The sequence below is a fragment of the Lachnoclostridium sp. An118 genome (assembly GCF_002160985.1).
GTDB lineage: Bacteria > Bacillota > Clostridia > Lachnospirales > Lachnospiraceae > Claveliimonas > Claveliimonas stercoravium.
Genome location: NZ_NFLQ01000013.1, coordinates 33,575 through 52,447, shown reverse-complemented (window position 1 = coordinate 52,447; position 18,873 = coordinate 33,575). Strand labels below are relative to the sequence as shown.

Annotated in this window: 18 protein-coding genes; 2 read left to right on the top strand and 16 right to left on the bottom strand. The window is 56.7% G+C overall.

Going from position 1 to position 18,873, the window contains the following annotated elements:
* Positions 1-16 precede the first annotated feature (16 nt).
* From B5E62_RS11585 to B5E62_RS11575, 3 genes are all read right to left on the bottom strand, one after another.
* The gene (locus B5E62_RS11585) at positions 17-1,618 is read right to left on the bottom strand and encodes an ABC1 kinase family protein (protein WP_087174731.1); all 1,602 of its coding nucleotides are present in this window, start codon (positions 1,616-1,618) and stop codon (positions 17-19) included.
* The gene (locus B5E62_RS11580; RefSeq protein ID WP_087174730.1) at positions 1,611-1,973 is read right to left on the bottom strand and encodes a phasin family protein; all 363 of its coding nucleotides are present in this window, start codon (positions 1,971-1,973) and stop codon (positions 1,611-1,613) included. The genes B5E62_RS11585 and B5E62_RS11580 overlap by 8 nt, the downstream gene beginning before the upstream one ends.
* Before the next feature lie 75 nt (positions 1,974-2,048).
* On the bottom strand, positions 2,049-2,435 hold the full coding sequence (locus tag B5E62_RS11575) for a diacylglycerol kinase family protein (RefSeq protein ID WP_087174729.1): 387 nt from the start codon (positions 2,433-2,435) through the stop codon (positions 2,049-2,051).
* Positions 2,436-2,606: 171 nt separating this feature from the next.
* Here B5E62_RS11575 and B5E62_RS11570 point away from each other — a divergent pair, with 171 nt between their 5' ends.
* Positions 2,607-3,545 (top strand): DMT family transporter, encoded by a 939-nt coding sequence (locus B5E62_RS11570; protein ID WP_162610303.1) that lies wholly within the window; start codon positions 2,607-2,609, stop codon positions 3,543-3,545.
* Here B5E62_RS11570 and B5E62_RS11565 read toward each other — a convergent pair.
* The 7 genes from B5E62_RS11565 to treP form a co-directional block, all read right to left on the bottom strand.
* Positions 3,542-4,849 (bottom strand): L-cysteine desulfidase family protein, encoded by a 1,308-nt coding sequence (locus B5E62_RS11565; protein ID WP_087174727.1) that lies wholly within the window; start codon positions 4,847-4,849, stop codon positions 3,542-3,544. The genes B5E62_RS11570 and B5E62_RS11565 overlap by 4 nt on opposite strands.
* Entirely contained in the window at positions 4,837-5,157 is a 321-nt protein-coding gene (locus B5E62_RS11560; RefSeq protein ID WP_143468863.1) for a hypothetical protein, read from the bottom strand. The genes B5E62_RS11565 and B5E62_RS11560 overlap by 13 nt, the downstream gene beginning before the upstream one ends.
* Before the next feature lie 44 nt (positions 5,158-5,201).
* Entirely contained in the window at positions 5,202-5,831 is a 630-nt protein-coding gene (locus tag B5E62_RS11555; RefSeq protein ID WP_087174725.1) for a hypothetical protein, read from the bottom strand.
* 195 nt (positions 5,832-6,026) lie between these two features.
* Entirely contained in the window at positions 6,027-7,646 is a 1,620-nt protein-coding gene (gene ptsP / locus B5E62_RS11550; protein ID WP_087174724.1) for a phosphoenolpyruvate--protein phosphotransferase, read from the bottom strand.
* Between the two features lie 43 nt (positions 7,647-7,689).
* Positions 7,690-7,947 (bottom strand): HPr family phosphocarrier protein, encoded by a 258-nt coding sequence (locus B5E62_RS11545; RefSeq protein WP_033124236.1) that lies wholly within the window; start codon positions 7,945-7,947, stop codon positions 7,690-7,692.
* A gap of 16 nt (positions 7,948-7,963) precedes the next feature.
* Positions 7,964-9,610, bottom strand: a complete 1,647-nt coding sequence (treC, locus tag B5E62_RS11540) for an alpha,alpha-phosphotrehalase (RefSeq protein WP_087174723.1) — start codon at positions 9,608-9,610, stop codon at positions 7,964-7,966.
* 17 nt (positions 9,611-9,627) lie between these two features.
* Positions 9,628-11,613 carry a PTS system trehalose-specific EIIBC component gene (treP, locus tag B5E62_RS11535; RefSeq protein WP_087174722.1) on the bottom strand — a complete coding sequence of 662 codons (1,986 nt, stop codon included), beginning with the start codon at positions 11,611-11,613 and terminating at the stop codon, positions 9,628-9,630.
* A 196-nt stretch (positions 11,614-11,809) separates the two neighbouring features.
* Between treP and treR the strand changes: the two genes are divergently transcribed.
* The gene (gene treR, locus B5E62_RS11530; protein ID WP_087174721.1) at positions 11,810-12,568 is read left to right on the top strand and encodes a trehalose operon repressor; all 759 of its coding nucleotides are present in this window, start codon (positions 11,810-11,812) and stop codon (positions 12,566-12,568) included.
* A gap of 96 nt (positions 12,569-12,664) precedes the next feature.
* Here the strand turns inward: treR and B5E62_RS11525 are convergent, their stop codons facing one another.
* From B5E62_RS11525 to B5E62_RS11500, 6 genes are all read right to left on the bottom strand, one after another.
* Positions 12,665-14,077 carry a glycoside hydrolase family 32 protein gene (locus B5E62_RS11525; RefSeq protein WP_087174720.1) on the bottom strand — a complete coding sequence of 471 codons (1,413 nt, stop codon included), beginning with the start codon at positions 14,075-14,077 and terminating at the stop codon, positions 12,665-12,667.
* Positions 14,078-14,092: 15 nt separating this feature from the next.
* Positions 14,093-14,467 carry a PTS sugar transporter subunit IIA gene (locus tag B5E62_RS11520; protein ID WP_087174719.1) on the bottom strand — a complete coding sequence of 125 codons (375 nt, stop codon included), beginning with the start codon at positions 14,465-14,467 and terminating at the stop codon, positions 14,093-14,095.
* 149 nt (positions 14,468-14,616) lie between these two features.
* Positions 14,617-15,678: a LacI family DNA-binding transcriptional regulator gene (locus tag B5E62_RS11515; RefSeq protein ID WP_087174718.1), complete on the bottom strand. Its 1,062-nt coding sequence runs from the start codon at positions 15,676-15,678 to the stop codon at positions 14,617-14,619.
* Between the two features lie 4 nt (positions 15,679-15,682).
* Positions 15,683-16,198: a methylated-DNA--[protein]-cysteine S-methyltransferase gene (locus B5E62_RS11510; RefSeq protein ID WP_087174717.1), complete on the bottom strand. Its 516-nt coding sequence runs from the start codon at positions 16,196-16,198 to the stop codon at positions 15,683-15,685.
* 2 nt (positions 16,199-16,200) lie between these two features.
* A complete protein-coding gene (locus B5E62_RS11505; protein WP_087174716.1) occupies positions 16,201-17,478 on the bottom strand; it encodes a hypothetical protein in 1,278 nt (425 codons plus the stop codon).
* A gap of 113 nt (positions 17,479-17,591) precedes the next feature.
* Positions 17,592-18,872: an amidohydrolase family protein gene (locus B5E62_RS11500; protein WP_087174715.1), complete on the bottom strand. Its 1,281-nt coding sequence runs from the start codon at positions 18,870-18,872 to the stop codon at positions 17,592-17,594.
* Position 18,873 lies beyond the last annotated feature (1 nt).

The following is an 18,873-nucleotide window of genomic DNA, read 5'->3' as shown; positions in this document are numbered from 1 at the left end:
GAGCTCTGCCGTATCTCTATTTTTTTGAAAACAGATGCTTCAGAAATACATACATGACAATGACAAAGGCAATGAGATAGCCGAAGGCACCCAGCGCCGGGATGCCCCATATCTTTGGCCTCATGTCCGTGGTACAGATGATGCTGGAGCTGATGAGGAGCGCCATGACCCACAGTCCCATGACAATATTCTGCACCATCCTCCGGAGGAGCCTGGCAAGCTCCGGCGAGGCGTGCAGGTCCAGGTTCACCTTTGTCTGTCCCTTCAGATACCCCTGCACGGCGTCCGAGACCAGCACCGGGATGTCCAGGGCCCTCTGCACGGCCCGGTACAGCGTCTTTCCTCCGCCTTTCAACTCCTTCTTCCAGTCAAAATTCTTAACGATGTTCGCCTTGATGCGCCCCGCCGCGATCTCCACCATGTTGATCTCCGGGGCTATATCAGCCAGCACCCCCTCCATATGGGTCAGGCCTCTGGCCAGCATAGTCAGGCCGTGGGGCATGATGATCCGGTTCTCCTTCATGACCTCCATCAGGTCCATCATGACCTCCGCCACATCGATATCTCCCATATCCACGGTGCCGTATTTGGACAGGAGACTGCTGATGTCCTCGTAGAGCCGGCTCGGGTCCGGATTTTCCTTGAATTCTCCCAGGGCCATGACCGCCTCCTGTATCAGCCCCACATCGTTCAGGGCCACACCCCGGACAGCCTTGGCGATGAGCTCCCTGTCCCGCTCTGTGAGGCGCCCCATCATGCCCATGTCGATCCAGATGATCTTGCCGTCCCTGATGCGCAGATTGCCGGGGTGCGGGTCCGCGTGGAAAAACCCGTCCTCTATCACCTGCTTCATATAGTTGTCCGCCAGCCGGCTTCCCACTTCCTTCAGGTCATAGCCGTTTTCCAGCAGCTTCTCCTTCTCGTCTATCCCAAAACCGTCGATGTACTCCATGACAAGCACGTGGACCGTCGTGTATTCCTGGTACAGCACAGGAAAGCCAACGTAGGCGATGCCATCGTTTTTCCTGGCAAACTCCTCCATGTTGGCAGCCTCCGTGAGAAAGTTCATCTCCTCCCGGGTCACATCCCACAGCTCTCCCAGGACCATATCCAGATCCACCATGCCCTTGATGCTCACCGGCGGAAGAAGCCTCACCGCCTTTCTCAGGAGGGAGATATCCCTGGCCATGACGCCGTAGATCCCCTTCCTCTGCACCTTGATGACCACAGGGGAGCCGTCCTTTAAGACCGCTCTGTGCACCTGGGCAATGGAGGCCGACCCCAGCGGCTTCTCACTGATCTCCCGGAAAACAGCACCCCAGGGACAGCCGTAGGATTCGTCCAGCACCTCCGACACCTCTGAGAACGGCATGGGCTTTACGTCCGAGCGGAGCTTCATCAGCTCATCGCAGTATCTCTTTGGAAGGATATCCGAGTGCATGGACATGACCTGCCCTATTTTTATGAAGGTAGGTCCCAGGTCCTCCAGTATCATCCGGAGCTTCTCCGGCGTCAGCCCCTTGGTTATCTCATATTTATGGAGGACAGCCGTCATCTCCCGGAGCCGGCTCTTGTACTGCCCCGTCTCCCGGTCGTCCGCCACGTCCAGCCTACTCATGGGCCTCTTCTTCCTCCAGGTCTGCGGACTCCGCGGCCTCCTCTGCTCCGTCCGCCTCAGACTCCATAGCCTGGATGCGGGCCTTCAGAGCCTCGATCTGCTCCGGCGTCATGCGGTCCAGGAGCGCGTCCAGCTCCTCCGGCGTGGATGTCTTTACGGACACATTGACCTTCTCCTTCATAGTCTTCTTGATATTGTGCTTGAGCTCCTCGTTCAGGGCTTTCCCCTGCTCCACGGTCAGCTCACCCTTTTTCACCATCTCGTCCAGCACTTCCTTTGACTTTTCTGTCGTCACCGCCACAGCTCCGATGCCTGCCAGCAGAAGTTTTTTGATGCCGTCTCCAAAGTTTTCCATAGAAATCTCTCCCTTCACTATGTCTGTCTTTCCTATCCTGTTGTTCTCTGCCGCCCGGCCCGGCGGGCGCTTCGCCTATCCCATAAGGCCCAGGAGGAACTGCCAGCCCCTGGGTATGAAGATGATGAGCCCGGCGGCCGCAGCCATGATGGAGGCGATCAGCACAGCACCCGCCGCCGCGTCCTTTGCCAGCTTGGCAAGGGGATGCCTCTCCTCCGTCACCAGGTCCACCACGGACTCCACCGCCGTGTTCACAAGCTCCAGGGACATGATCAGGCCAAAGAGCACAAAACAGACACACCACTCTGCTGCCGATATCTGAAAAAACAGTCCCGCAGCAATGACCAGGACCATCATGCAGCAGTGTATCTTCATGTTCCTCTCTTTTCTGATCACGGCAAAAATGCCCTCAAAGGCATAGCCGAAGCTTTTGTAAAGAGGTGGCTTTTTCTGTCCGCCCATGTTCCGTCCCTCCCGGCAGAGATTTGTCTTTATTATAACAGAAAACAGGGAATATGAACACTGAGAATCTCTTATTTCCAGCCGCGTGAAAAAGTGTATGGCATCTTGTGTCCCCTCCTCTCAGGTGCTATGATAATATCAGCGCCCGGAAGGGGCAGCAGGATACAAAGGATGGCGGATCGGAATATGGACACAAAGGCTTCTGCAAAAGAAAAACTGATTCTTCTCATGCCGGTCCTCTCAGGCATTATGTGGGGGTCCGGCGGTATATTTGTCCGCAGCTTTGACGCCCTTGGCATGGATAACTTCACTATGCTCTTTTCCAGGATCATCGTCTCTGTGGCTATCCTCGGCCTTCTCCTTTTTGTGTACGACAGGCGTCTTCTCAGGATACGCCCGGCTGATCTGTGGATTTTCCTGGGCGGGGGCATTCTGGGAATGTTCGGCATCAATCTCACTTACAATGAAGCCATCAAGCACGGCACGCTGGCCCTGGCCTCCGTGCTCCTCTCCATGTCACCCGTTTTCGTGGTTTCTCTGTCCGCCCTGCTCTTCCACGAAAAAATGACCATGCAAAAGACTCTCTGCATGGCCGCTGCTCTCTTTGGCTGTGTCCTGGTAAGCGAGGTGCTGGAGAGCGGAGCCGCCCCCTCGGTCTCTCCCCTTGCCGTCCTCTGCGGCATTGGCTCCGCCTTCTTCTACGCCCTGTACAGCATTTTCAGCAAAGCTGCGGCGGGAAAGGGATACCACGCTCTCACCATCACCTTCTACTGCCTGGTCTCGTCCCTCCTCCTTCTGATCCCAGGCACGGACCCCGGCTGCATCGGACGGATACTCAGGGAGGGAGGCATTGGCATGCCCTTTTTCATGCTGCTCCACTCCCTTGTGACTTCTGCTCTGCCCTATATCTTCTACACCACATCCATCTCCCGCATCGACGCGGGCATCGCCTCCATCCTGGCGGCAAGCGAGCCGGCCGCCGCCATGCTGTTTGGCTTTTTATTTTTCCACGAGACGCCCTCTGTGCTCTCTGTGGCCGGCCTGTTCCTCACGACCGGAGCCATCATCGCTCTTAGCCGTTCCCAGGCAGGGGAACAGGCCAGCAGTTAGGCATGTCCCCCTCTTTTCTTTTGCTTGGCGTCAAAGATCTCCACGATGGTCTTCTCCGTCCCCGTCATGCCAGGGGAGGCAATCCGGCCCATGTTCCGCATGGTCTCCTCCGGCGTCTTCCCGTTGATGCCGTGGACGTCCGCTATATAGATGCCGTTCATGGCAAACTCCACGGACTTGTATGCCGCGTCAACTGCCGCGATGCCCTTCATGGTACAGCCCTGGTTCCCCCCGTCACAGATCATGCCCGTGATGCTGCTGGCCATGTTGTTCAGAGTGTGGGCCATCTCCTTCACAGTGCCGCCCCGCAGCCACACAAGGCCGCAGGCCATGCCCGATCCCGCCGCTATGGCGCACCCGCAGAAGGCGGACAGCCTGCCCGAGTACTCTTTGATGTACATGCACACAAGATAGGAAAGGGCTGTAGCCCGAAGGAGCTGCTCCTCCGGATAGCCGTTCACCCGGTACGCCGCGTAAAGCGGCATGGTAGCGATGATGCCGTGGGCCCCGGAGCCCGTGATGCTCATGGCAGGAGCGTCCAGCCCGATGACCCTGGCCTCGATGGCGCCGTTGCACAGGAGGGACGCTGTGGCCTGCTCGTTGTCCGAGATCACCTGCCCTCCGTTGAGCTTCAGAAGGTGGCGGGCAAAGGTGGTCTTGGGGCTCTCAAGTCCCAGTTGGAAGAGCTTCAGATTGACCTCATAGGCCTCACGGATGAAGTCCAGCTCCGCTGCGTCCACATCCTCTATATAGTCTACCAGCTCCGCCAGCGTATAGCTGTGGATAGCGTGGGCTTCTCCTGCCTTCTCTCCGGCCGTATCCCCTGTCATCTCCTGCGCCTTCTCAAAGACCGTTTTCCCGTTCACAGTGATCTTCACGATATTGGTGTGTGTGTCCTGTATGGTGACGACAGCGGTTCCCGCCTCCGTCGTCACACCGGCCTCGATAAAAATGCGGCTGGAGATGCTGTCAAGAGCCGTCTTTACCTTCCCTTCCCGTATCAGCTCCCTGGCCTTCGCATTGTCCTCCTCCGACACGCAGGCCAGGCACTCCAGCCCTTTCTCCGGATCCCCGGCCACTGTCCCAAGGGCCGCCGCGTAGACGCTCCCCACCTGGTCAGTGCCGGGGATGCCGCAGGTGAAAGCATTTTTGTACATGCCGCTGTTCATGGAGACAGCGACGCTCTCCACCTCTCCCGGCACACAGCTCCTTGCCTTCGCCGCCGCAAAGGCGATGGCTCCCGGCTCCGTCACTCCGAGAGCCGGCTTCATGTCCTCCCGGATCAGTTTTGTCAGTTCATGCATGTGTTGTTCCTCCCCTCTCTTTCATCCTTTCTCCGGCAGGCCGCCGTGTATTCTTCGGCCCGCTCCACACCCTGCTCTATTTTCTGTCCCATGCCCGTATCCACACCGTTCTGATACAGGTCCTCCAACGCCTTGCACATATTGACCCCTGTCTCCTTTCTGTCCTTTCTTGCATCTCTCAGAATTTTCTCTGAGCGCAGCAGCTCCCGCACGGCCTGGTATGTCTCCAGATCCACGCTCTCGAAGTACTCTCTGTGCTGCTCCACGTACTCTCTCAGCTTCTCCGCATCCTGTCTACATTTTAACATGCCAAAAATCACTTGTAAATCCGTGTGGAACCCGGGTCGCATCCTCATTTTTTCTTCTCCGTTTTTGTCAGCCACAGCACACAGCCGGCCGCAAAGCATATCATATATATGCCGAAAGAATAGGTAAATATAAAATCCATCATATGAAAATAGATGTGTCCCAGCACCGGGCCAAAGTTAAATCCATAGCTGCGCATCGTCTTTTCCGGGTACAGCAGCACATCTGCCCAGGCCCAGATCTTCATCGCTAAAAATGAGAGAGAATAAGGCGCCGTAAAAAGCAAGCAGCCGGCAAAGGGTACAAAAACGGCCCTGTAGATCATGCCTTTTCGCGCCAAAAAGGGCGATGTTCCCCCTGTCACGGCCATAATCAGAGACGTCACCACGCTGCCGGCCCACAGGAACAGGACAGGATACCCTGTAAGTCTCATAAAGAGACTGATGCCAGGCATCGCAAACCTGGTCCGGGCCGCATCCTCCTCGTACCCGGCAATGATCTGGAAGATCACATACAGCAGCAGGATGACAGCCAGCCTGGCCGCCGCTCTGCGGATCTGTTTCATGTCACGCTTTTTCGGCTCTCCGTATATGAGCAGCTGAATATCTGTGTCCAATGCTTCCGCCAGTCTGGTGAGCATCTCCACGTCCGGATCAGACCTTCCGATCTTTGCCATCTTCCTTCCTCCTCCCCGCAAGTGACCACTGGCTTATCTGCTTTCAGCATATCTGATTTTGCCCGAAAAGTCACGCAAAGACTCTTTGCGCACCTCGCCGGACGGCTTTTTTGCACGTAAAAAGAGCAGGAGACGCTCTCCTGCCCTTCTCTTAAAGCCCTGCCCTTTGGCAATCTGGCAGCGGCTTTCACTTTTTTATTTCACGGATGTATTCCGGATGATCTCGCGGATGGGGAGCACGCTTCCCGGTGTCACGGACAGTTCGTCCACGCCCATCTTCAGGAAGTCCTCCGTCAGTGTGGTGTCCGCTCCAAGCTCTCCGCAGATGCCTACCCAGCAGCCGCCCTTGTGGCCGTTCTCCACTGTCATGCGGATCATCTCCAGCACGGCCGGGTGATGGGAGTCGTAGATGTTGTCCAGCTTGGCGTTCTGACGGTCAATAGCCAGCGTGTACTGGGTCAGGTCGTTGGTCCCGATGCTGAAGAAATCCACTTCCTTTGCAAGCTGCTCGCTGATGATGACCGCGGCCGGCGTCTCGATCATGACGCCCAGCTCCACATCCCCGTAGGGGATGCCGTTTTCATCCAGCTCCGCCTTGATATCAGCCACATACTGCTTGGCCTGCTGCACCTCCTTCACGGAGATGATCATGGGGAACATGATGCCGATGCTTCCGTATGCGCTGGCCCGGAGGAGCGCCCGCAGCTGGGTCTTGAAGATTTCCGGCTGGTCCAGGCAGATGCGGATGGCCCGGTAGCCCATGGCCGGATTGTCCTCGTGGGCCAGGTTGAAGTAGTCCGCCTGCTTGTCCGCGCCGATGTCCAGGGTCCGGATGATGACCTTCTTTCCGGCCATGGTCTCCGCCACTGTGCGGTAAGCCTGGAACTGCTCCTCCTCTGTCGGGAAGGTGTCCTTCTCCAGGTAGAGGAACTCACTTCTGAAAAGTCCGATACCGCCCGCGTCGTTGGCCAGGACTCTGGCCACATCGCCCACGCTTCCGATGTTGGCGTAGAGGCGTATCTTCTTTCCGTCAAGAGTGATGTCCTCTTTCCCCTTTAACTGCTGGAGAAGCTCTCTCTGCTTCTGTTCTTCCTGCTTCCTGCTCTGATAATGAGCCAGTGTCTCCTCGTCCGGTTCCACGATCAGCTCACCCTTCACCCCGTCGATGATCGCCATCTTTCCGTCCAGCTCCGCGTCCACCGGAATGCCGATGAGGGCCGGGATGTTCATGGTACGGGCCAGGATGGCTGTGTGGGAGTTGGCGGACCCCAGCTCTGTCACAAATCCAAGGAGCTTGGATTTGTCCATCTGCACGGTCTCGCTGGGAGCCAGGTCTTTGGCCGCCAGGATAACAGGCTCGTCGCCCAGGTCTCCCGCCGCGTGCCTGCCCTGGAGGATACCCACTACCCTCTCCGCTATATCCTTGATATCAGCGGACCTGGCCTTGAAGTACTCGTCCTCCATCTGGGCGAACATCATGGAGAAATTGTCCCCTGTGGTGGCCACCGCGTACTCCGCGTTGACCTTCTGGTTCTTGATCATGTTTTTAATGGAGTCGTTGAAGTCATCGTCCTCCAGCATCATGCCGTGCACCTCGAAGATGGCGGCTCCCTGCTCGCCCACCTCCTTCAGCGCCTTCTCATAGAGGGCGTTCAGCTGCTCTGAGGCCTGCTCCTTGGCATCCTCAAAGCGCTTCCACTCCGCCTCCGGATCGTCTATGCTCTTTCTCTGCACCATCTGCTCTTCCTTGGAATAGTAAAGGATCCTTCCAATGGCAGTTCCTTTCAGTATGGATTTACCCTGATAAGTTTTCATGGCGCACTCCTTTCTTCTTACTTACGTGCCCTGCCCCTGGAGTTTATAAATTCTTCTCCAGGAATTCCTGCATAGCCGCGATAGCTGCGTCCTCGTCAGCACCCTCAGCTGTCACTGTAAGCTCTGCGCCCTGCTTTAATCCCATGCCCATGATAGCAAGGAGTTTTCCTGCCTCAGCAGATTTTCCATTTCCGGACAGAGTGATCTTGGACTCAAACTTCTTTGCCTCTTTTACGAGAAGTCCTGCCGGTCTTGCGTGGATCCCCAGTTCGTCCTTGATGGTGTAGTTAAATGTTTTCATTTTGCTTTCTCCTCTCTTACTTATACAAAATCATTGTTTCGTATGGTTTTAAAGCTGCTTCTGTTCCCTTCAGGTCCTGCTCGCTGTAGTTGCCCAGCAGGCATTCATAGGTCTCCAGATCCTCACCCGCGTCCCAGCGGACCGGTGTGCCGTAGAAATTGTTGATCACCAGAAGCTCCTTTCCTCTATAATACCGCTTATAGGCAAAAATGGAAAGATTTTTTTCTGCTTTCGGCTCAAAATCTCCGTATGCGATTATGTCATAGTCTTTTCTCAGCTGTACCAGCTTTTTGTAGAAGGCAAACACGGAGGTCTCATCCCTCAGCTCCGCCTCAGCGTTGATGGCGGTGCAGTTTTTGTTGACCTCTATCCAGGGCTTTCCTTCCGTGAAGCCGCCGTTTTCGCCGGCTGTCCACTGCATGGGCGTGCGGCTGTTGTCCCGGGAGTGGATCTGCAGGATCTGGTAGGCGTTCTCCTCACTCAGCCCCTTCTCCTGGAGGATGCGGAAATGGTTCAGGCTCTCCACATCTTTGTACTGGGAAATGTCCGTAAATCCGGCATTTGTCATGCCCAGCTCCTCGCCCTGGTAGATGTAAGGCGTGCCCCGCAGGCAGTGGATGGCAGCGGCCAGCATCTTGGCCGACTCCTTCCAGTATTTCTTCTCATTTCCGAACCTGGATACCACTCTTGGCTGGTCATGGTTGCACCAGAACACTGCGTTCCAGGCGTGGTGCTCCGCCATGTGGGTCTGCCAGTCAAAGAGGATGTTCTTCAGCTTCAGGAAGTCAAAGGGCACGATGACCCATTTCTCATTCCCCATGAAATCCACCTTCAGGTGGTGGAAGCTGAACACCATGGACAGCTCCTTTCCGTCCTCACCCGCGTAGCGGTAGCAGTTCTCCATGGTGGTGCTGGACATCTCTCCCACGGTGATGATCTCAGCGTCTGTGCCGAAGGTGGCCTCATTGAGCTCCTGGAGATACTTGTGGATGTTGGGCCCGTCGGTGTAGAAGCGGCGGCCGTCTCCCTCGTAGTCGTCCTCAAACCTGTCTTTGCTGATCAGGTTGATGACGTCAAAGCGGAAGCCCTTCACGCCCTTGGACATCCAGAATCTCACCACCTTCTGGATTTCTTTTCTCACTTCCTCGTTGTCCCAGTTCAGGTCCGGCTGGGACACGTCGAAGAGGTGGAGGTAGTACTCGTCAAACTTTTCCACGTACTCCCAGGCGTTTCCGCCGAACTTGCTCTCCCAGTTTGTGGGGGGCTCTCCGTTGGCCTTTCCCTTCTTAAAAATGTAGTAATCTTTATATTTGGGGTCTCCTGCCAGCGCCTTCTGGAACCACTCGTGATGGCTGGATGTGTGGTTGAAGACCATGTCCAGCATCAGCTTGATGCCCCGCTTGGCGGCCTCCCTGGAGAGCTCCTCAAAGTCCTCCATGGTGCCGTATCTCGGATCGATGTTATAGTAGTCCTCCACATCGTAGCCGTTGTCGTTCTGGGGGGACACGAAGAAGGGGGTCATCCAGATGTAGTCCACACCCAGCTCCCTGATATAGTCCAGCTTTGCTGTCACGCCCTTCAGGTCGCCCAGCCCGTCGCCGTTTGTGTCGTAAAAGGACTTGGGATAGATCTGATATACAACGCTCTTCTTAAAATCTGCCATCTTGCTCTTCCTCCTGTCTACTGAAAACGTACCACTGGTGTCTCCCCTGCCACGGCCTCCATGCCGGACAGGTACTGGATGTCCTTTGCGTTTCCTTCCTCTGTCACGATGAAGACTGTCACGGACGGATGGCATGCCGCCCGGATCTTCTCCTTGTCAAAGCGGATCAGTGGAGTGCCCGCCTTTACCTTCTGGCCTTCACTTACCAGCAGGGTAAATCCGTCTCCGTTCATATCCACGGTGTCCACACCGATGTGGATGAGCAGCTCCATGCCGTTGGCGAAGGTAAGTCCGCAGGCGTGGCCTGTGTCTGCCATGACCGCGTTCACTGTGGCGTCAGCCGGCGCCACTACGGTGTCGCTCTCCGGCTCAATGGCAATGCCGTCTCCCATCACATGCTGGGAAAATACATTGTCCGGCACATCGTCAAGAGGAATGACCTTTCCGGTAAGGCCGGCCTTCAGCTCTGTGAGAGGCTCTGCTGCCTCCGCTGCGCTCTCCTTGTCCTCATCAGCGGCCTGTCCCTCGGCCCCGCTCTGCGTATCAGCTGCCGCTTCTGCCGCCACTGCGTCCTCGCCGAGGAGGGCCTCCTTTGACAGCTTCCTGCTGCCGACGATCATGGTCAGGATGAAGGGGACCGCGATAGCCACTGCCATGGCAAGCAGGAAGTACAGATAGAACTCCGGCTTGATGGACAGGATGCCCGGAAGGCCGCCCACACCGATACTGAATGCCTGCACGCCGCTGCCCACGGAGATCATGGCCGCGATGGCAGAGCCGATCATGCCGCACACAAGGGGGAAGCCGTATTTCAGGTTGACACCGAAGAGGGCAGGCTCTGTAACGCCCAGATAGCAGGAGATGCACGCCGGGATGTTGACCTGCTGCGCTCTCTCATTTTTCTTCTGCAGGATGGACATAGCCAGCACAGCGGAGCCCTGGGCGATGTTGGAAAGAGCGATCATGGGCCACAGGATGGTGCCCTCGTAAAGGCTTGTGAGCTGGGAGTCGATGGCGTTTGTCATGTGGTGGAGACCGGTCATGACGATGGGCGCGTACAGGAGGCCGAAGAGTCCTGCGAAGGCCACGCCGAAGGGTGACATCAGTCCGTTGTAGACCACGTTTGCGATGGCATCGCCGATCTTCCAGCCGATGGGGCCTACAATCGTGTGGGCGATGATGACCGCGGGCACAAGGGAGCAGAAGGGAACAACGATCATGCTGATCACTTCCGGACAGTGCTTCTTAAAGAATTTCTCCAGGTAGACGAGGACAAAGCCCGCCATCATGGCCGCGATGACCTGTCCCTGGTAGCCGATCATCTCCACCTTGGCGAAGCCGAAATCCCACACCGGAATGTCTGCTGCGGGGGTATCCGCCACGCTGAAGCCGTTTAGGAGCTGGGAGGACACCAGTGTCAGTCCGAGCACGATGCCCAGGATCTGGGTAGTCCCCATCTTCTTTGTGATGGACCAGACAATGCCGACGGGGAGCAGGTGGAAGACCGCCTCGCCGATGAGCCACAGGAAGTTGTATGTACCTGCCCAGAACTGGGAGATATCCGCCAGGCTCTGTGTGCCGTCGTTGAAGAAGTTGATCTCGCCAATCACGTTCCTGAAGCCGAGCACAAGACCTCCGCAGATGAGGGCCGGGATCAGGGGCGCGAAGATCTCACCCAGAGCGCTCATGACCTTCTGCGCCGGGTTCTGGTTCGTCTTGGCCGCCGCTTTCACAGCGTCCTTGCTGACGCCCTCGATGCCGGCGTACGCGGTAAATTCATTGTAAAATACAGCCACATCGTTCCCGATGATGACCTGGTACTGTCCCGCCTGTGTAAAGGTTCCCTTTACGCTGGGGATCCTCTCGATGGCTTTCTCATCTGCCTTCTTCGGATCGATCAGGACAAACCGCATCCTTGTCATGCAGTGTGAGACAGCCTGGATGTTCTCCTTCCCCCCTATGAGGGTCAGAAGCTGCTTGACATCATTCTCATACTTTGCCATTGTTTCCTCTCCTTTTTCCACAGTAATCCGTTCCAACTTGTTTGAACAAGTATAAAATAGCACACTTGTTTAAACATGTCAAGCCATACTTGTTTAAACAACTGCGCAAATATCCTTGACTTCCCTCTTTTGCGTATTCTATAATAGTATTAAGTTGTTTAAACAGGATTATACATGAGACTGGAAGTGAAGCAAATTGCCGAGAAGTAAATATGAAGCAATCTACAGAGACTTAAAACAGAAAATAGAGACTAACGAATTCGCCAGCCAGGCCCTGCTCCCCTCGGAGCATGTTCTCGTGCGTGAGTACGACTGCTCCAGGAACACGGTCCGAAGGGCCATAGCCCAGCTTGTGTCAGATGGGTACGTGCAGACGATCCAGGGAAAGGGTGTGCGGAACATCTACCGCCCGGTGGACCAGGCCGCCTTCACTATAGGCGGGATCGAATCCTTCAAGGAGTCCTCCGCCAGGAACCACAAGTGGGGGATTACCAGGGTCCTTCATTTCATGGAGCTGACGGCGGACGAAAAGATCGAACGGCGCACCGGCTTCCCCGCGGGCACCCGGCTGTACTACATACAGCGCCTCCACTATCTGGACGGAAAGCCCCTTATCATCAATCACAACTATTTCCTGAAGAGCGCGGTCCCGGGACTGACGGCAGCGATTGCCTCCGACTCCATCTACGAGTATCTGGAGAAGGAGCTCCACATGACTATCGTCAACAGCCAGCGGGTCATGACTGTGGAGAAGATCACCCAGATCGACGAGAAATATCTGGAGATGGACGTCAACGACTACAACTGTGTGGCCGTGGTGAGCAGCCACACCTACAACAGCGACGGCGTCATGTTTGAGTTCACCCAGTCCCGCCACCGGCCGGACTACTTCCGCTTCCAGGACAATGCGGTGCGGCGCGCGCCGGAGCCGGCAAGGTCCAGGAATGCGGGATAGGGCTTTAAGGGTGTAAAAAGAAATGCAGAAAAAGCGGATGTGAGAAGGCGCAGCGCCTCTCTCATCCGTTTTTCTTTTTTGGTCACTCTTTTTTTGTCACTCAACAGCGTACAGGGAAACCGCCGCCCCGTCGGCCTCCACCTCCAGGGTGTACGCCCCGGGATAATATCTCGTGGTAAAGACATATTCTCCCTCGTTCACAAACACCTCCACAGAGGAGGCATCCCCCAGTATCTTCACGCTGTCCGGGCTTTCCATCTCCTGATACCTGAGTCTCCTGCCGCCGGAGATTTCTTCTCCCGCCGGCCCCTCAAAGCGCATCTCAAAGCGGCTGCCGGTGTATGTCAGCACCAGGCCGCCTCCCACCACTGCCCGGAACCTGCCGGCCTGGATGCCTGTGATGTCCGTCTCCCAGGCCGCCGGGCACTCCGCCTTAAGATGGCCCTCTGCTCCCTTCACCTTTCTCTTGAGCATCTCCAGCTCCCGGACGGGCCGCTGGCGCACAGCGCCGTCCTCTGTATAGATTTCCCTGGGGAAGGTGAAGCAGTGCTGCCACCCCTCCGCGAGAGCCGGGCTGTTGCCGTATTCCGGACAGTCCGGCATGCCCATCCAGGCCATCATGACCACCCGGCCGTCCTCTGTCACAAAGCTCTGCGGGGCATAGTAGTCAAACCCGCAGTCCCAGAGCCGGTACTGTGAGAGGCTGTACTCTCCCAGGATATCACCTTCTATATAGAAATAACCGGATTGGTACACATTTCTGTCTCTCCACTCCTCTCCCTCCAGCCCCTGGACAGAGGCTGAGAGGATTTTCTGTCCATCCACATCCATGTAATCCGGGCACTCCCACATATAGCCGAAGGGCTCCTCTGTGCGGATGCGTCTCAGAGGGCTCCAGGATATCCTGTCATCGGAGACGAAGATCTGGGCTTCCCCCACATCCTCCTTTGTCCTTACTCCCTGGACCATATAGTACCGGCCGTCCTGCTTCCACACCTTCGGGTCCCGGACGTGACAGCTCAGGTCGGCAGGGTAGTCCTCATTCCTCATGAGGAGCTGCTTTCTCCCAAAGCGGAACCCGTCTTCGCTCTCCACCAGCACGGTGTTGCCCTCCCGTCCCGCCAGCACATAGTCGTACTCCTGGTCCTCCAGCTTTACGTTGCCGGTGTAGTAGAGGTACATCCTCCCGTCCTCCACAAGGGCACATCCTGAGTAGACGCCGTGGCAGTCAAAGGGCTGGTCCGGGTAAAGGGCTGTGCCCTGGTACTCCCAGTGCGCCATATCCCTGCTCGTACAGTGTCCCCACATCTTCACGCCGCCCTCCGGGTTGAAGGGGGAATACTGGAAGAAGGCGTGGAAGAGTCCCTTGAACTGGCACAGCCCGTTGGGATCGTTGAGCCAGCCCGTGGGTGGCATCAGATGGAGCCTCTGCCGGAACCGGCCTTCCGCCGGCGCCGCCTTCTCCGCCAGCTCCACCAACTGCTTTAAATCTCTCGTCAATGCGTTCATATACTCACCTGCTCTTTATGCTTTCTTGATCTTCATGACAACGCTGGACGCATCCACCTGACCCGGCCCGGCCTTCTTAGCGGAGTCATAGTCGTCCGCGTTGGTCAGGATCATCATGGTAGCTGTGTCGTAGCCTGCCTCCCGGATGGCGTCAAGGTCTGCCTCCACCAGCACATCACCCGCCTTCACCTGGTCTCCGTCTGACACCTTCTTTGTGAAGCCTTTTCCCTCCATCCTCACTGTGTCGATGCCGATGTGGATCAGCAGCTCCCCGCCGGTCTCCGTAGTCAGGCACACGGCGTGGCCTGTGTCGTAGATGCTGGACACAGTGGCGTCGCAAGGGGCCAGTATCCTTCCGTCCGAGGGGACCACGGCCACGGTGGCGCCCAGGGTGCGGTCTTTCTGTGATCCATAAGTTCTCTCCTCCCTTTATATGTAATCGATTTCATATCTTCCACATAAAATAATATCGGCAAAACTCCCGGTTGTAAAGACGGAATTTTTGCCGATTTTAGTTCCTCTGTTTTGTGCATTTTGCACTATTTTGTGAAATCGATATTATTTTTGTCCTCCCGGCTGCTGACCAGCCGGAAGCCCAGCTTTATCTCCACAGGAACCTGCCCGCCCCTCTCGATCACATCCAGGAGCAGCTCCGCCCCACGGATACCGCTTGTCTTATATCCAAAATGCACGGTGGGGATCCCCTCCGTGACAGCCTTCAGGAGCTGGTTGTCGCCAAAGCCGGTGACCCGGATCCCGGACCGGTCCAGTATATATCCCATCCTGGCGCCGGACTCTGCGGCAGACCTCGGGACCTCCTTCTGACGGCAAGCCAGCAGTGCCTCAATAGCGCCAGCCGCGATGGTGTCCGTGGCGCAGGACAGAACGCCTATGTCCCCTTTCTTCTCCAGCAGGTCCATGGCCGCCTCATAGCCGGAGTCCATGGTAAACCGGGCCCTTCTGAAATACGCCTCTTCAAGGCCCGCACCCGCTGCCTCTAGCCCGGCCCGAAAGCCGTCCTCCCGGGACACGCCCACGGCCCGGTCCTCCCTCGTCACACCGATGTAGGCCACCTTTCCGCGCCCCGCCGCCTCCTGCGCCGCCAGCCTTCCCATGGCTTTCCCGGCGCCGTAGTCGTCATGGTAGATGCAGTTGGCATACCTTGTGTGCTGTCCCACCACGACCACGGGCACCCTGGCGCTTTTCAGGAACTCCCGGTGCTTCGGCGTGATCACGGTACCGATGAGGATGATGCCGTCCACCGGATAGCTCTCAAAGAGCTTCAGATAGGTGAGCTCCTTTGCCGGGTCATTGTCCGTACTCGCCAGGAGCATCTGGTAGCCCCTGGTGGAGAGCACGCTCTCGATCCCCGCCGTGATACGGCTGATGGACTCAGAGTTTATCTTGGGCACTACCACCCCCACAAGGCAGGCTCGCTTTGTCCGCAGTATCCTGGCCTGGGCGGAGGGCTGATAGCCCGTCTCCTCGATGACCTTCCTTATCTTATCCTTCTTCTCCCCGCTGACATAGCCCCCGTTCAGATACCTGGACACAGCGGCGCTGGACACGCCGGCCAGCTGTGCGATCTCTTTGATAGTCATAGGTTCAGCGTCTCTCCTTTCCCTCCAGCTTCAGCAGATACTCTTTTTTCTCCAGTCCTCCCGCGTAGCCGGTCAGCTTCCCGCCGCTTCCCAGGACACGGTGGCAGGGAATGATGATGGAAATGGGATTGTGTCCCACAGCGCCTCCCACGGCCTGGGCGGACATCCCCGCCTTTCCGCCGGAAATCTGCTCCGCTATCTCACCGTAGGTCACCGTCTCACCGTAGGGTATCTGCAGCAGGGCCCTCCACACCTTCTGCCGGAACGGAGAACCTTTCGGTGCAAGGGGCGGCAGAGGCTCCGGACGCATCCCTGCAAAATAGGCGTCCAGCCACCTTTTTGTCCGGGCAAACACAGGAATTTCCCCTTCTCCGCCCTCTCCCGGCAGATACCTGTGCTCTCTTTCCAGTGTGCTGCCAAAATATTTCTGCCCGTTAAACCATAGGCCTGTCAGATATGTACCGTCCGAAGCCATAGTCATTTCTCCGATAGGGGAGCTGTATCCGCATGTATATTCCATCCTCACCTGTCTCCTTTCCCATAATGTCCGGGCTTCAGATTGCCCTGCCCATCAAATTCCATAGGCAGCGGGCCCCCCAGGAGACGGATCTCCGGGTCCTCCTTCAGCTCCTCATACAGTGCCTCCGACACGTACAGCCTGGCGATCTGATTGGTATTCTGTATGCGGACCACCCTGGCCCTTTCTATGTCCTCCAGTCCAGCCGTCTCCAACGCAGCCCGGATGGCCTCCCTGTCATTTTCCAGGATGCAGGGGATCTTCCCCTGGGCCGGAGCCATGGAGGCCACCGCGTTCTTCGCCGTGGCGGCAAAGTCGGTCTTCTCCAGTACAGCTCTGGTGGAAAAGTCCGCCAGCCCAATCCCGATGGCATTGCCGTGGGACTCCTCTGTAAGGCCCAGGACTGCCAGTCTCTTCACTCTGGGGCTCTTTGGCTCCCTCTGCCCGGTCACATACACCCGACCGATGACCTTTGTGTCCATGCCGGAGCCGGAGATATTTTTCCCCATCTCATCCACGATCAGCACGTCAATGCTGTCAGAGGGCAGCTTCATGCGGCCCCTCTTCACCTTTTCCAGCAGCCGCTTCTCTGTCTCCAGAAACTTCTCCGGCCTTTCCATGTAAATGCCATCCAGCTCATGGACTGCGTTTTCTGTCAGGAGAACTCCAAAGAGCACCGGCAGCTTCTCTATCATAAAGGCCGCTGTCTCCCGGATGACAGTCCCGTAGCCGTCCTTCAGGGCCAGGGCGTGTACATTCTGGCATCCCGCCGGGCCGCCGATGCCGATGGCCATCAGCTTGAGAACGCCGCTCTCGGTCACATCCTCAAAATCCGTGTGCATCTTCACCCGGTTGACAAGGATAATGGCGTCAAACCGGTCACAAAGCTCATTGCCGTACACCTTATATCCGTGCTGTCCGGTCGCACCCCACAGAGCTGTCTGGGCGCTGCAGAGCACCGGAGCGCCCGTCTCCTCCTCTGTCACTCCCAGGGAGGCCAGGATCTCCCTCTGTCCCTGGGCCGTTCCATTTCCGTGGGAGCCCATGGCCGCAAAGATATAAGGGTCTCCCCCTGCCTCTCTCACTGCCTGCACTGTCATTCGGACAATTTTCTGTATCCTGTCAATTCCCCGGCTCCCCACGGCAATTCCTATTTTCTTTCCTCTGATCTCTTCCGCAGAAAGCCTAAGGCTTTCAAAACCTTTTTCAAATTCTTTCTCCACATCTTCAAGTCTCTGGCTGTTGTACTCCTGATTGTGGATGAGCACCATATGCGGGAACATACTGACACCTCCTGATTTCTCTCATCTGCATTATAGCCTTTTTCTCCCTGCCACACAAGGAGAAAGGGTGTGCAGAGGTATTTCCGCACACCCTTTCTCCTCTCATATAATGCTTATGACTCCTCGTCCATATCCTCGCATTTCTCTGTAGGATATACGACTCCCTCCTTCATGACAAAGGCGCAGTCGAGGAGAGCTTTCGGATCTGTCATAAGATCCCGTTTCCAGGCAGAGATATCTGCCAGCTTTCCCTTTTCAATGGTTCCGATCTTGTCGTCCAGCATCAGGATCTCCGCATTGATCCTGGTAGCCGCCTCCAGAGCCCTGAAGGGATCCATACCGCTCTCCAGCCAGGCCTTGTACTCGTAGCCACTCTCATAGTTCTGGTGGGTAGCCACCTGGTCCGTGCCGTAGCCCAGCTTGCACTTGCAGTTCTTGATGACCTCACGCCCCGCCTGGAGCGCGTCCTTGTAGTACTCCAGCTTGGCCCGGAACTCCGGCTGCTTGGTCTGGATCTTCACCGGGTCATAGTGGACTGCCTCCTCGTAAGGACAGAAGGTGGGAACAATGTAGGCTCCTGCCTCCTCCACGATCTGGGCCGTCTCCTCGTCCAGGAGAGAGCAGTGCTCCAGTCCATCGATGCCAAAGCCCACCAGCTTGCGGATATGATCCGGGCTGTACACGTGGGCGGTGACTGTCTTGCCCCACTCGTGGGCGGTGCGGATGACCGCCTCCATCTCCTCGTCATTCATCTGCTGCTGCCGTGGATTGTCATAGGGAGTAAAAAAGCCTCCTGTGGCCATGATCTTGATAAAGTCCGATCCAGCCTTTATCTCCTCCCGGACCGCATTTGCAAAGAAATCCTTTCCCGACCCAAGAGAGCTGATCATATTCTGTACGGCGAAGGAGAACTCCGGCCTCCTGGCAAAGGTCTGGGAGAGATCCCCATGGCTTCCCGCCGTGCAGATGAGCCTTGCAGCCGCCACGATCCTGGAGCCGGAGAAATATCCCTGGTTGATCATATCTCTCACGTCCAGCACACCAAACCCGTTGGAGGTGATCCCGCCGGGATGGCGGACCGTCGTAAATCCGCGGGAGAGAGCCTTCTGCGCCGTCCGGAGAACGCCCAGCGCCTTGTGCTCCTCGGAGGTGTAGTACACCTCCTGGCGGATCGTATGCCAGTCAATATTGTCCATGTGCATGTGGGCATCGATCATGCCCGGTGTGACTGTGGCGTCTGACAGGTCGATGACCTGGGCCGACTCAGGCTGCTCTACCTCCGGTCCTACATCCACGATCCTGTCGTCTTCGATCAGGATCTTCTGATCTTCCTTCAGCTCCCGGTCTAAGCCGTCATAGAGCTTCCCGCAGATGATATACGTCAGTTTTCCCATA